The sequence below is a fragment of the Scandinavium sp. M-37 genome (assembly GCF_043558715.1).
In the GTDB taxonomy this organism is placed as follows: Bacteria; Pseudomonadota; Gammaproteobacteria; order Enterobacterales; family Enterobacteriaceae; genus Scandinavium; species Scandinavium vulneris_A.
This window is the reverse complement of record NZ_JBIGIN010000004.1, coordinates 120,694-134,338: the sequence shown is the minus strand read 5'-3', so window position 1 is coordinate 134,338 and position 13,645 is coordinate 120,694. Positions and strand designations below refer to the sequence as shown.

13 protein-coding genes and 1 pseudogene are annotated in these 13,645 nt (G+C 55.4%); 10 read left to right on the top strand and 4 right to left on the bottom strand.

Going from position 1 to position 13,645, the window contains the following annotated elements; all coding sequences use genetic code 11:
* Positions 1 to 11 precede the first annotated feature (11 nt).
* The 4 genes from ACG0Z5_RS05190 to mutH form a co-directional block, all read right to left on the bottom strand.
* Complete coding sequence (locus ACG0Z5_RS05190; protein WP_394445866.1) at positions 12 to 1,052, bottom strand: NADP(H)-dependent aldo-keto reductase; 1,041 nt, start codon at positions 1,050 to 1,052, stop codon at positions 12 to 14.
* Positions 1,053 to 1,207: 155 nt separating this feature from the next.
* Positions 1,208 to 1,426: a YgdI/YgdR family lipoprotein gene (locus tag ACG0Z5_RS05185; RefSeq protein WP_319628476.1), complete on the bottom strand. Its 219-nt coding sequence runs from the start codon at positions 1,424 to 1,426 to the stop codon at positions 1,208 to 1,210.
* Positions 1,427 to 1,552: 126 nt separating this feature from the next.
* Positions 1,553 to 2,266 (bottom strand): TerC family protein, encoded by a 714-nt coding sequence (locus tag ACG0Z5_RS05180; RefSeq protein ID WP_394445865.1) that lies wholly within the window; start codon positions 2,264 to 2,266, stop codon positions 1,553 to 1,555.
* A gap of 69 nt (positions 2,267 to 2,335) precedes the next feature.
* A complete protein-coding gene (mutH, locus tag ACG0Z5_RS05175; protein ID WP_394445864.1) occupies positions 2,336 to 3,022 on the bottom strand; it encodes a DNA mismatch repair endonuclease MutH in 687 nt (228 codons plus the stop codon).
* A 186-nt stretch (positions 3,023 to 3,208) separates the two neighbouring features.
* Between mutH and ACG0Z5_RS05170 the strand changes: the two are divergent.
* The 10 genes and pseudogenes from ACG0Z5_RS05170 to recC all read left to right on the top strand — a co-directional run.
* Positions 3,209 to 3,340, top strand: a pseudogene (locus tag ACG0Z5_RS05170) (hypothetical protein); the annotation flags it as partial.
* Between the two features lie 364 nt (positions 3,341 to 3,704).
* Positions 3,705 to 4,238 carry an RNA pyrophosphohydrolase gene (gene rppH, locus ACG0Z5_RS05165; protein ID WP_394445863.1) on the top strand — a complete coding sequence of 178 codons (534 nt, stop codon included), beginning with the start codon at positions 3,705 to 3,707 and terminating at the stop codon, positions 4,236 to 4,238.
* Positions 4,239 to 4,250: 12 nt separating this feature from the next.
* Entirely contained in the window at positions 4,251 to 6,497 is a 2,247-nt protein-coding gene (ptsP, locus tag ACG0Z5_RS05160) for a phosphoenolpyruvate--protein phosphotransferase (RefSeq protein ID WP_394445862.1), read from the top strand.
* A gap of 173 nt (positions 6,498 to 6,670) precedes the next feature.
* Complete coding sequence (lgt, locus tag ACG0Z5_RS05155; protein WP_394445861.1) at positions 6,671 to 7,546, top strand: prolipoprotein diacylglyceryl transferase; 876 nt, start codon at positions 6,671 to 6,673, stop codon at positions 7,544 to 7,546.
* Between the two features lie 6 nt (positions 7,547 to 7,552).
* Complete coding sequence (gene thyA, locus ACG0Z5_RS05150) at positions 7,553 to 8,347, top strand: thymidylate synthase (RefSeq protein WP_394445860.1); 795 nt, start codon at positions 7,553 to 7,555, stop codon at positions 8,345 to 8,347.
* Between the two features lie 162 nt (positions 8,348 to 8,509).
* Positions 8,510 to 8,980 carry a prepilin peptidase-dependent protein gene (locus ACG0Z5_RS05145; RefSeq protein ID WP_394445859.1) on the top strand — a complete coding sequence of 157 codons (471 nt, stop codon included), beginning with the start codon at positions 8,510 to 8,512 and terminating at the stop codon, positions 8,978 to 8,980.
* Positions 8,971 to 9,528: a prepilin peptidase-dependent protein gene (locus ACG0Z5_RS05140; RefSeq protein ID WP_394445858.1), complete on the top strand. Its 558-nt coding sequence runs from the start codon at positions 8,971 to 8,973 to the stop codon at positions 9,526 to 9,528. Before ACG0Z5_RS05145 ends, ACG0Z5_RS05140 begins: the two co-directional genes overlap by 10 nt.
* A complete protein-coding gene (locus ACG0Z5_RS05135; protein ID WP_394445857.1) occupies positions 9,525 to 9,932 on the top strand; it encodes a DUF2509 family protein in 408 nt (135 codons plus the stop codon). Before ACG0Z5_RS05140 ends, ACG0Z5_RS05135 begins: the two co-directional genes overlap by 4 nt.
* Positions 9,917 to 10,237, top strand: coding sequence for a prepilin-type N-terminal cleavage/methylation domain-containing protein (locus tag ACG0Z5_RS05130; RefSeq protein WP_394445855.1), 321 nt, complete (start codon positions 9,917 to 9,919; stop codon positions 10,235 to 10,237). The genes ACG0Z5_RS05135 and ACG0Z5_RS05130 overlap by 16 nt, the downstream gene beginning before the upstream one ends.
* Positions 10,238 to 10,266: 29 nt before the next feature.
* Positions 10,267 to 13,638: an exodeoxyribonuclease V subunit gamma gene (gene recC / locus ACG0Z5_RS05125; protein ID WP_394445854.1), complete on the top strand. Its 3,372-nt coding sequence runs from the start codon at positions 10,267 to 10,269 to the stop codon at positions 13,636 to 13,638.
* Positions 13,639 to 13,645: the final 7 nt, after the last annotated feature.

Below are 13,645 nucleotides of genomic sequence, written 5' to 3'. Positions count from 1 at the left end.
AAGATCAGAGCTTACGGTGCCGGATAGGTATAGACCTGATGCACCGCTTCAATCTCAGCCAGAACCTCATCACTTAACTCCAGATGCAGGCTTTCCACGTTGGTTTTTAACTGCTCCATCGTGGTGGCGCCCAGCAGGGTGCTGGCCACAAACGGCTGACGACGCACGAATGCCAGCGCCATTTGCGCCGGATCCAGGTTATGACGCTTCGCGATATCAACATACGCCGCCACGGCTTTCTGTGACTGCTCGCTGCTGTAGCGTGTAAAGCGACTAAACAGCGTATTTCGCGCCCCGGCGGGTTTTGCCCCGTTCAGGTACTTCCCGGTCAGAGTGCCAAATGCCAGGCAGGAATAGGCCAGCAGTTCCACCCCTTCATACTGACTGACTTCCGCCAAACCTACCTCATAGCTGCGGTTCAGCAGGCTGTACGGGTTCTGAATGGTGACGATACGCGGCAGGTCATGCTTATCCGCCAGGTGCAGATAGCGCATCACGCCAAACGCCGTTTCGTTCGACACGCCGATATAGCGAATTTTACCCGCTCGCTGAAATTCGGTCAGCGCTTCCAGGGTTTCCAGCAGCGTGATAACCGGCTGAGATTCCGTCCACTGATAGCCGAGCTTGCCGAAGCAGTTGGTCGCACGCTGTGGCCAGTGAACCTGATACAGGTCGAGATAGTCAGTTTGCAGACGGGTCAGGCTGTTGTGCAGCGCATCGCGAATGTTTTTGCGATCGAGCGCCTGATTCGGGCGAATGCCAGCGTCATTATTGCGCGAGGGGCCGCTGACTTTCGAGGCCAGTACCAGCTTCTCACGGCTGCCGTGTTTTGCCAGCCAGTTGCCGACATAGGTTTCCGTCAGGCCCTGGGTTTCCGGGCGTGGGGGGACGGGATACATCTCTGCGACGTCAATCAGGTTAATGCCCTGAGCAACGGCGTAATCGAGTTGTGCATGGGCGTCGGCTTCGCTGTTTTGTTCACCAAACGTCATAGTGCCCAGCCCAAGAGTACTGATCTCCAGTGAGCTGTGGGGGATACGGTGATAGTGCATAGCCGTCTTCCTTTCTTTAAATCAACAACGTCATATCAAGAACGTCAGGAGGGGACGCGACATGCGCCCTGACAAAGGAATATAAACATGGCAGATGCGGGGAAAAAGCGGAAGTAAAAAATCAAAAAAGGCCAGACTGGCTGACCTGTTTTCTTTTAGCGCTTAATGATTTGAGAAACATCGTCACGGTTGATCTGCATACTGTTACCCTGCTGATCTTCGTAACTGATAAGACCGGTGTCGTCATCGACTTCCGGTTTTCCATCCGTGAGGATCATACGACCATCTTTGGTTGCCATCACGTAGTCACTGCTGCAGCCGGAAATGGCAAATGCCAGACCTACAGCGGAAATCAATACTGCCCATTTTGTCATCGTTATCACCCTTATATGACCGCAACTCATATCATTCTAGTAATAACCCGGTTCGCAGTAAGTAAAAAGCAGTAAAATCTTAAAAAGAGTGTGGGGCAGCCCACATTTTGCAGGCTGCCCTTGATTTTAAAGCGGATTTTTTTTATTGCGTAGCAGGTTGAGGGTCTCCACTGCAATGGAGAAAAACATCGCGAAATAGATATAACCCTTCGGCACATGAATGCTAAAACTTTCTAACATCAGCGTGAATCCGACCAGGATCAGGAACGACAGCGCCAGCATTTTGACCGACGGATGACGGTCAACGAAGTCGCCAATAGGGCGGGCGGCAAACATCATCACACCCACCGCAATGACCACGGCGGCCATCATAATAAACAGGTGATCGGACAGACCCACTGCGGTGATAACCGAGTCGAGACTGAAAATAATATCCAACAGCATAATCTGCACGATAGCGCCAAAGAAGGAGTGGACGTTGGTCTTAATGCCTTCTTCTTCGCCTTCAATCGTCTCGTGAATTTCTTTGCTCGCTTTCCAGATGAGGAACAGACCACCGAACAGCAGAATCAGGTCGCGGGCGGAAAATGAGTGATCGAACAGCGTAAACAGCGGGTTGGTCAGTCTGACGACCCAGGCAATCGACGCCAGCAGACCCAGGCGCATTAGCATTGCCCCCATCAGCCCAATGCGACGGGCGTGATTGCGTTGTGCCGTCGGCAGCTTCGCCACCACCAAAGAGAGAAAAATAATATTATCGATTCCCAGTACAATCTCGAGGATCGTCAGCGTACCAAGCGCCATCCACGCGTTGGGATCGGTTATCCATGCAAATAACATTGTAAGTCCTGCCAAAAAACGAAAACCGCGATTATAAGCCTTCTGCCGGCGTTAGCCTAAAAGAAACGTTCACAGCAGGAAATGTTGGGCCAACAGGGCGGCGGTAAAGTTCTTTTTCAGGTAAAAACCGCGAGGCAGCGTCAGAATCGGCTCGCCGTGGACGCCGACCGCATCGGTCAACGCTTTGCTGTTGGCGGCTTTCGGCCGCAGTTGCAGGACTTCACCGTGACGGGCGGTGATACTTTCCACCTGACCGAGCACAATCAAATCCATCAGCTCCTCCCAGTCCATCCGCAGCTGGTGCTCTTCTTCTGTACTCGGGCTCCACAGCAGCGGGGCGCCGACATGACGCTCTGCCAGCGGGATCGCGCGCTCACCTTCCACTGGGATCCACAACACGCGCTTCAGCTTATGGCGAACGTGGCTGGTTTCCCACGTGACGCCGCTGTTGCCCGTCAGGGGCGCGACGCATACAAAGGTGGTTTCCAGAGGACGGCCGTTGCGGTCAATAGGGATTGTCTTCAGCTCGACGCCCAGCGCCGCGAAATCCTGCTCGGGTTTACTGCCCGCGCTGGCACCAAGCCAGATCTCAAGCAGGACGCCAATCCAGCCTTTGTCGCGCTTCAAATCGGGCGGAATCGGCAGTTTTGCCATCGCCGCCAGTTCACCCAGCGTATAACCCGCCAGCCGTTGCGCCTGGGCGAAAAGCTCGGCTTCAGACTGAGGGGAATGACGCAACGGAGACAGCAGGGACATAACATAACGCCTTTGGTGAAAAAGTGAGCGGGGTTTATCCCCAGTGTGGAAAGAGTTTATCGCTTTCTGGATAACTACGCCAATATGATGATTTAACGATAGTTTTTGATTTCTAAAAGCCGACTTTTTTTGCGTCTCAAAAGGTTTCCCCATTCTGGTCACTGACAATGAACAGGATCTTACACCCTGTTATCCACAGAAAAGTGGGATAACTGTGAAAAAGCCCCACTACTGTTTCCATTTACAGGCTTGACGTGCGACGAAAATCCAATTTTTACACAAAAGGTGTCTAAGTTAGTGGCACAATCTGTGGATAAAAACGACGTTGTTCGATCTTTCATCAGTGAGAGGATCACGTATGTGACGATCGTCACGTTATGGCACATTTCATGAAAAAGAACTATTCTAAGATGATGAATAATATCATCTTATTTTAACGTGTCTGTTTGGCATTTTTCGGAGGAATCAGGGTTTTCCCGTAGTAATTCCGTAGTTCTTCACAACTCTATCCACAGAAAAAGTGAATAAAATCGACCTGTGATGGCGTCTTCTGTTTATAACTTCGATGAATACTGTGAGTTATTCAATTGTTATCCGGTGTTATCGCCGCAAGAGAGTGGTTTACCGTTTCCGACGAGTGTGAAACAATCGTTCACATTGAAAATTGTTTAGAGGTAGTCCGGTGATTGATGACGATGGCTACCGCCCAAATGTTGGAATTGTAATCTGCAACCGTCAGGGCCAGGTCATGTGGGCCAGACGGTACGGTCAGCACTCCTGGCAGTTTCCTCAGGGAGGGATCAATCCCGGTGAATCCGCTGAACAGGCGATGTATCGGGAATTGTTCGAAGAAGTCGGGTTAAGCCGTAAAGATGTACGGATCCTGGCGTCGACCCGGAACTGGTTGCGTTACAAGTTGCCGAAACGTTTGGTGCGTTGGGACACAAAGCCGGTTTGTATCGGCCAGAAACAAAAGTGGTTTCTCCTGCAGTTGATAAGCAGCGATGCCGATATCAACATGCAAACCAGCAGCACACCGGAATTCGATGGCTGGCGCTGGGTAAGTTATTGGTACCCGGTGCGTCAGGTGGTGTCGTTTAAACGCGATGTCTACCGTCGGGTGATGAAGGAGTTTGCAGGCGTTGTGCTGGCGCTGACCGAAAGTGCGCCTAAACCGCAAAACACAGCCCCTGCTTATCGACGTAAAAGAGGTTAAGCCACGCACATTATGCTCACCCGGTTGCGAGAAATAGTTGAGAAGGTAGCCAGCGCGCCGCGTGTGAACGAGGCGCTTGATATTCTGGTGACGGACATCTGTCAGGCGATGGAAACCGAAGTTTGTTCGGTCTACCTCGCCGATCAGGACAGACGCTGCTATTACCTGATGGCTACGCGCGGCCTCAAAAAGCCGCGCGGACGCACCATCACACTCGCATTTGACGAAGGCATCGTTGGCCTGGTGGGGCGCCTGGCGGAGCCCATCAACCTCGCGGATGCGCAAAAGCATCCTAGCTTCAAATACATCCCTTCCGTAAAAGAAGAAAAATACCGCGCATTTCTCGGTGTGCCGATTATCCAGCGTCGTCAGTTGCTTGGCGTATTAGTCGTTCAGCAGCGCGAACTGCGTCAGTTCGACGAAAGCGAAGAGTCGTTCCTCGTCACCCTCGCCACGCAAATGGCGGCTATCCTCTCCCAGTCACAGCTCACGGCGCTGTTTGGTCAGTACCGTCAGACGCGTATTCGCGCACTTCCGGCTTCTTCCGGAGTAGCGATTGCACAGGGCTGGATGGACTCGACCCTGCCGATGATGGAGCAGGTGTACGAAGCCTCCACGCTCGATACCGCACTTGAGCGTGAACGTTTGACCGGTGCGCTGGAAGAAGCGGCCGGAGAATTTCGCCGGTACAGCAAACGTTTTGCCGCCGGGGCGCAGAAAGAAACCGCCGCCATCTTCGATCTTTACTCGCACCTGCTGTCAGATGCGCGTCTGCGCAAAGAGCTGTTCGCCGAAGTGGACAAAGGTTCGGTAGCGGAGTGGGCGGTCAAAACGATTATCGAAAAGTTTGCCGCGCAATTCGCTGCTCTGAGCGATGGTTATTTGAAAGAGCGTGCAGGTGACCTGCGTGCGCTCGGCCAACGCCTGCTGTTCCACCTCGATGATACCGTGCAGGGCGCCAACGCTTGGCCAGAGCGCTTTGTGCTGGTGGCGGATGAGCTATCAGCCACCACGCTGGCGGAACTGCCACAGGACAGACTCTCCGGGGTGGTGGTACGTGACGGCGCGGCGAACTCGCACGCGGCGATTATGGTGCGCGCGCTGGGTATCCCGACCGTCATGGGCGCAGATATTCAGCCTTCGGTGCTGCATGGCCGCATGCTGGTGGTTGATGGCTATCGCGGTGAACTGCTGGTCGATCCTGAACCGGTGCTGTTGCAGGAATACCAGCGGCTGGTCAGCGAAGAAAATGAACTCAGCCGCATTGCGGAAGACGACGTGGATCGTCCGGCGCAGCTTAAAAGCGGCGAACGCGTGAAGGTCATGCTCAATGCAGGTTTAAGTCCGGAGCATGAAGAAAAGCTCGGCAGCCGCATCGACGGCATTGGCCTCTACCGCACAGAAATCCCATTCATGCTGCAAAGCGGTTTCCCGTCGGAAGAAGAGCAGGTCTCGCAGTATCAGGGCATGTTGCAGATGTTCAACGATAAGCCGGTGACCCTGCGTACGCTGGACGTCGGCGCGGATAAACAGCTGCCGTATATGCCGATCAGCGAAGAGAATCCGTGCCTCGGCTGGCGCGGGATCCGTATTACGCTCGATCAGCCGGAGATCTTCCTGATCCAGGTTCGCGCCATGCTGCGTGCCAATGCCGCCACCGGAAACCTGAGCATTCTGCTGCCGATGGTGACCAGCATTGACGAAGTCGATGAAGCAAAACGCCTGATCGAACGTGCCGGGCGCGAAGTCGAAGAGATGATCGGCTATGAAATCCCGAAACCACGCATTGGGGTGATGCTCGAAGTGCCTTCGATGGTGTTCCTGATGCAGCACCTGACCAGCCGGGTCGACTTCATTTCCGTCGGCACCAACGACCTGACCCAGTATCTGCTGGCGGTCGACAGGAACAACACCCGCGTGGCCAGTATCTATGACAGTCTGCATCCGGCTCTGCTGCGTGCGCTGGCGATGATTGCCCAGGATGCCCAACGCCACGATATCGATCTGCGTGTGTGCGGCGAAATGGCCGGTGATCCGATGTGCGTCACTATCCTGATTGGTCTCGGCTTCCGCCATCTGTCGATGAACGGGCGCTCGGTCGCGCGCGTGAAATATCTGCTGCGCCATATTGAGCTGGAGGAAGCGCAAAGCCTGGCTCAGCGCAGCCTCGATGCCCAGTTGGCTACCGAAGTCCGCCATCAGGTCGCGTCGTTTATGGAACGCCGTGGCCTCGGCGGTCTGATTCGCGGCGGCAGATAAGCCCTTCTACCCGGAGGCCATCCAGGCGCTCCGGGTATACATATCTTTTACATCTTTCCCCGCATCCCCTTATCCCGCCTTGTGCTATCATTCGCACCCTTGGGGCAGTCAACCGGCTGCACGTCTCTACCGCTGACCACTTTCGGCGGAATAACAAGCATTTGTGGTGACAGATGAATAGTGGTTATCTGCATTTCCCGGAATTTGATCCGGTGATTTTTTCCATTGGACCGGTCTCGCTTCACTGGTACGGACTGATGTACCTCGTCGGCTTTATCTTCGCAATGTGGTTGGCGTCTCGCAGGGCGAACAAACCCGGTAGCGGCTGGACGAAGAACGAAGTCGAAAACCTGCTGTATGCCGGATTCCTCGGGGTCTTCCTCGGGGGCCGCATCGGCTACGTGCTGTTCTATAACATGCCGGTTTTCCTCAGCGATCCGCTGTATCTGTTCCGCGTATGGGATGGCGGCATGTCGTTCCACGGCGGCCTGATTGGCGTGATCGTGGTGATGATTGTCTTCGCGAAGCGCACCAAGCGCACCTTCTTCCAGGTGTCTGATTTCATTGCGCCGCTGATCCCGTTTGGCCTCGGTGCCGGGCGTCTGGGCAACTTCATCAACGGTGAGCTGTGGGGCCGGGTCGATCCGTCGTTCCACTACACTATGCTGTTCCCGGGCTCGCGTGCAGAAGACATGGCGCTGCTGCCGTCTCACCCGGAATGGCAGTCGTTGTTCGATCAGTATGGCGTGCTGCCGCGTCACGCGTCTCAGCTGTATGAGCTGGCGCTGGAAGGCGTGGTGCTGTTCATCATTCTCAACCTGTTCATTCGCAAACCGCGCCCGACGGGCTCTGTTTCCGGTCTGTTCCTGATTGGCTACGGTCTGTTCCGTATCATCGTGGAATTCTTCCGTCAGCCGGATGCCCAGTTCACCGGCGAATGGGTGCAGTACATCAGCATGGGGCAAATTCTCTCCATCCCGATGGTTCTGGCGGGTATCATTATGATGGTCTGGGCGTATCGTCATCGTCCACAGCAACAAGTCTCCTGAGGAAGCATGAAACAGTATCTTGATCTGATGCAGAAGGTGCTCGATGAGGGCACCCCAAAAAATGACCGTACCGGTACTGGCACGCTGTCTATTTTCGGCCACCAGATGCGCTTTAACCTGCAGGAAGGTTTCCCGCTGGTGACCACTAAGCGCTGTCATTTACGCTCCATCATCCATGAGCTGTTGTGGTTCCTGAAAGGTGACACCAACGTCGCTTATCTCCATGAAAACAATGTTTCCATTTGGGATGAATGGGCTGACGACCAGGGTAATCTGGGCCCGGTGTACGGGAAGCAGTGGCGCGCATGGCCAACGCCAGATGGCCGCCATATCGACCAAATCACCGCGGTGATGAACCAGCTGAAAAACGATCCCGATTCGCGTCGAATCATTGTTTCAGCCTGGAACGTGGGCGAACTGGATAAAATGGCGCTGGCCCCGTGCCACGCCTTCTTCCAGTTCTACGTGGCGGACGGCAAGTTGTCCTGCCAGCTGTACCAGCGTTCCTGCGATGTGTTCCTCGGCCTGCCGTTCAACATCGCCAGCTACGCGCTGCTGGTGCATATGGTGGCTCAACAGTGTGACCTGGAAGTCGGCGATTTTGTCTGGACCGGCGGCGACACGCACCTGTACAGCAACCACATGGAACAGACCCATCTGCAGCTGAGTCGTGAACCTCGCGCCTTGCCTAAACTGGTGATCAAACGTAAACCTGCCTCTATCTTCGACTACCAGTTCGACGATTTTGAGATTGAAGGTTACGATCCTCACCCAGGCATTAAAGCGCCAGTAGCGATTTAAATCATCTGAAATCAACCGGCCCACGTGGCCGGTTTTGTTTTTCTGAAGCGTCCTTCCTGTTCTTCTGCAATCCCCTGCAACACCTCAATTTTTCCTGAAACGTGCTCGTAAATTGGCGGATGCCTGTTCGCATTGTGATTTGGGCTGGCGCAAAGTACGCCGATGAAACGAGAACAGGGTTACACCCTTATTGAAATGATGGTTGCGCTCTCGCTGATGTGTATTCTCAGCGCCGGTGGGCTATACGGCTGGCAAAGCTGGCAGCAGCAACAACGGCTGTGGCAAACCGCCGTGCAGGTCAGGGATTATCTGGTCATGCTGCGCAATGACGCTAACTGGCATCGCCGCGATCGCCTGCCGCATCTGGAGCTCACCGCGCAGGGCTGGTGTCTGAATGCCGTCAGCCCGGAACCCACGGGATGTACTCCCCAAAACGTCTATGTGTTGAATCCGCAGTGGCCTGAAGTCACGCTCAGCGAAATGACGCCTGCAGTCGGTTTTTACGGCTTACGCAATACCGCCTGGCCTGGGCATCTCACGCTCAAAAGCGCGGCGGGAAGCTGGACCCTGATTATCTCTGGCTGGGGACTGATTCGCTTATGCAAAGGGAGCAGTAACGAAGCATGTCAGTAAATCAGCACGGATTTTCGTTGGTGGAAGTGCTGATAGCGATGGCTATTGGCAGCGTACTGTTGTTAACCACCGCACGTTTTTTACCGGCGTTACAGATGGCGGCTATCCGCCAGACCCAGCGGCAGGTAATGGAAGAGGAAGCCTGGCAGCGCCTGTTAACGGTTTCCCGACATATCCAGCGAGCAGGCTTTTGCCGGGGTGATTGTCCCGGGGACGGGATTACCCTTGAGAACCATTGTGTACTGGTTCGTTGGGATGGCAATCTCAATGGGGTCTGGGAAGAAACGCCCCCGGCGAATGCAGATTCGACAGGCTTCCGCTTGAGTGCGGGTGTACTGGAAACGCTGCGGGGAGCCACAACCTGTGCCGGTAAAGGGTGGGAAAAAATGACCGATCCTGATTTTATCATCGTGGATACGTTTAAGGTCCTGCGCTTTAACCGCGCGGGATTTGCCCCGGAGTTTGAACTGAGCCTCGCCGTCCACCTTAAGTCCCGGCCTGGCGTGCAGGTAACCACCGTCTACAGCGTGACGGGGCACAATTTATGAGGCGACAAAAAGGGATGTCGTCGCTACTACTGGTGCTGCTGATGCTGGTTCTCGGTAGCCTGACGCTGCAGGGCGCCAGTATCCGGCATCAGGCGCAGGTGTCACAGGCGGCGCTGGAAAAGGCGGCGCTAACGGACAGCGCTAACGTTGAATCGCTGCTTGAATGGGGACGAATGCTTTCATGGGCCGTTCAGCCTGCGGATCAATGCCAGACACATCCGGCATTCAAGGGGCGCATTTGCCTACGTCTTTTTGTTGATGGCTCAGGGGTGTTGATCGCCAACAGCGGTGAGCAAACGCGCTGGCAGATGGGCATGCTCACTGACAGCACCGTGCAGTTTGACCGTCACGGCTGGAGCGATTTCTGTCCGCTCAAGGAGGCGGTACAATGTCAGTTACCCTGAACCGAGAGCAGGGGTTTAGCCTGCCAGAGGTGCTGTTGAGCGTGGTGCTGATGATGATGGTGGTAATGGCGCTCTCGGGCCTGCAAAGCCATCTGGCGACCGGCGCGGCACAGTTGAGCCAGTATCGTCAGCTGTGGTGGGAAGCATGGCGTCATTCTCAGCTTCATACCGGCCTGGCGGCTGCGGGATGGCAGCTTAACCGTGTGCAGACAAGCCGCCAAAGATGTGTCAGCATCACAGTCACGATCACCACGCCATCGGGCAGAGAAGGGCAGCTTTCTCGTCTTCATTGCCCTCAAAATTAATGGCTTAACTGCGAGCGTCAGGAGCGAATATGTTACGGGTCTACCACTCCAACCGTCTGGATGTGCTGGAAGCATTGATGGAGTTTATCGTTGAGCAGGACAGGCTCAACGACCCGTTCGAACCTGAAATGGTGCTGGTGCAAAGTACCGGCATGGCGCAGTGGCTGCAGATGACGCTTTCAAAGCGTTTTGGCATTGCCGCCAACATTGCCTTTCCTCTTCCGGCGAGTTTTATCTGGGATATGTTTGTCCGTGTATTGCCGGACATTCCGGAGCAGAGTGCCTTTAACAAACAGAGTATGAGCTGGAAGCTGATGACGCTGCTGCCCGAGATGCTGGAGCAGGAGGCGTTCGCGCCTCTGCATCACTATCTGGCGGATGACAGCGACAAGCGGAAACTTTTTCAGCTCGCCTCGCGCGTGGCTGACCTCTATGACCAGTATCTGGTTTATCGCCCGGAATGGCTGACGCGCTGGGAGGCGGACCAACGCGTCGACGGCATTGATGAAGCCCAGCAGTGGCAGGCGCCGCTGTGGAAAGCGCTGGTGGAACACACTGCGGCACTCGGTCAGCCACTTTGGCATCGTGCCAACCTGTATCAGCGCTTTATTCAGGCGCTCGAAAACAGCGAGCAGCCGCCAGCCGGTCTGCCATCGCGGGTATTTATCTGTGGAATTTCGGCCCTGCCGCCGGTGTATTTGCAGGCGCTTCAGGCGCTGGGTAAGCATGTTGATGTCTACGTATTGTTCACCAACCCGTGCCGTTACTACTGGGGCGACATCAAAGATCCGGCATTTTTGGCGAAGCTGCTGGCGCGTCAACGTCGGCACCATCGTGAACAGCGCAGTTTGCCGCTGTTTCGTGACAGCCAACAGGCGCCGTCGCTGTTTAATGCCGAAGGCGAACAGGATGTGGGTAACCCAATGCTGGCTTCCTGGGGCAAGCTTGGTCGGGATTATATCTACCTGCTGGCGGGGCTGGAGCGCTATCAGGAACTTGATGCCTTCGTTGATATCGAGCCGGATAACCTGCTGCACAACCTGCAGTATGACATTCTGGAACTCCAGAATAGTGCCATTGCCGGACGTACCGCCGAGGAATTTGCGCGCAGCGACAGCAAGCGCGAGCTGGATCCAGACGATCGTAGTCTGAGCATCCATGTCTGCCACAGCCCGCAACGTGAAGTCGAAGTCCTGCATGACAGGCTGCTGGCGATGCTGGAAGAAGACCCGAGTCTCTCGCCGCGCGACATCATCGTGATGGTTTCAGATATCGACAGCTACAGCCCGTTTATTCAGGCCGTGTTTGGCAGCGCCAGCGGGGAGCGCTATGTCCCCTGGGCTATCTCCGACCGCCGTGCGCGCCAGTCTCATCCCGCGCTCCAGTCCTTTATCACCTTGCTCTCCCTGCCTGATAGCCGTTTTGTCAGTGAAGACGTGCTCGCGCTACTGGATGTTCCGGTGCTGGCGGCCCGTTTTAACATTGATGAAGAAGGTTTGCGTTATCTGCGTCAGTGGGTGAATGAGTCCGGCGTACGCTGGGGGATGGACGATGATAACGTCCGCGAATGGGATCTTCCGCCGACGGGGCAACACACCTGGCGCTTTGGCTTAACCCGGATGCTGCTGGGCTACGCGATGGAAAGCAGCGAGGGGGAGTGGCAGTCGATCCTGCCGTATGACGAATCCAGTGGGCTGATAGCCGAGCTGGTGGGGCATCTGGCCTCTCTGCTGATGAGGCTGAATCAGTGGCGGCAGCGGTTGGCGCAGGAGAGACCGTTAACGGAATGGCTGCCCGTGTGTCGAGAAATGCTGAACGATTTCTATTTGCCGGACACCGATACCGAAGCCGCCCTGACGCTTATCGAACAGCAGTGGCAAGGCATTATCGATCAGGGACTGGAGTCGCATTACGGCGCAACCGTTCCACTGTCGCTGCTGCGCGACGAGCTGGCTCAGCGGCTCGATCAGGAACGCATCAGCCAGCGTTTTCTCGCCGGGCCGGTAAACATTTGTACCCTGATGCCGATGCGTTCTATTCCGTTCAAAGTGGTCTGCCTGTTGGGGATGAACGATGGTATTTACCCGCGTGCCCTGGCCCCGCTCGGGTTTGATTTGATGAGCCAGAAGCCCGTGCGCGGCGATCGCAGCCGTCGGGATGACGACCGCTACCTGTTCCTGGAAGCGTTAATGTCGGCGGAGCAAAAGCTGTATATCAGCTATATCGGGCGTTCAATTCAGGACAACAGCGAGCGCTATCCGTCGGTGCTGGTGCAGGAGTTGATAGATTACATCGGCCAGAGTCACTGCTTGCAGGGCGATGAAGCGCTTAACTGTGATCAAAGCGAGCGCCGGGTTAAAGCCCACATCACCCATCAGCATAGCCGGATGCCGTTCGATGCCGCGAATTTCATTCCAGGAGAATGGCAAAGCTACGCCCGGGAATGGTTGAAAGCCGCCAGTCTTGAGGGAGAGGCACACGGCGAATTTATCCAGCCGTTGCCCCCGGTGGTTTTCGACACGCTGGCGTTTGAACAGCTACAGCGTTTCTGGTCGCATCCGGTGCGGGCATTTTTCCAGATGCGTCTGCAGGTTAATTTCCGTACAGAAGAGAGCGACATTCCCGAAACCGAGCCTTTTACCCTTGAAGGCCTCACCCGGTATCACCTCAATCAGCAACTGGTGAACACGCTGGTGGATGAGCAGGATCCCGGCCTGATGTACCGGCGTTTTCGTGCCGGGGGCGAACTGCCGTTCGGCGCGTTCGGTGAAATTGCCTGGGATGACCAGCGACAGGAGATGCAGGCCCTGGCAGACAGAGTCAATTCGTGCCGTCAGCCCGGGAAAAGTCTGGAAATTGATTTGCAGTGTGACGGAGTCAATATTACGGGCTGGCTTCCACAGGTACAGTCGGACGGCCTGCTGCGCTGGCGTCCGTCGATGCAGAACGTCTCTCAGGGGATGCAACTTTGGCTGGAGCATCTTGTCTATTGTGCCAGTGGCGGAACCGGCGAAAGCCGTCTCTTGCTGCGAAAAGACGGTGAGTGGCGATTCCCGCCGTTGCCCGCCGAGGATGCAATGAAATACCTCGCTGAACTGGTTGCGGGTTACCGCGAAGGACTGTCTCAGCCGCTGCTGTTTCTACCAGAAAGTGGGGGGGCGTGGCTGAAGGCTTGTTATGACAGTGAGAATAATGTCATTTTATGGGATGACGAAACGCAGCAGAAAGCGCGCAGTAAGTTTATGCAGGCGTGGGAAGGGAGCATGGTGGTTCGCGGAGAAGGCGCTGATGTCTGGTACCAGCGTCTGTGGCGAACCCTTGAGCCCTCAAGCGTTGAGGCCATTATTGCGCAGGCAGAACGTTACCTGGAGCCCGTTTTCCGTTTCCATCAGTCGTCGTGAGGAAGAT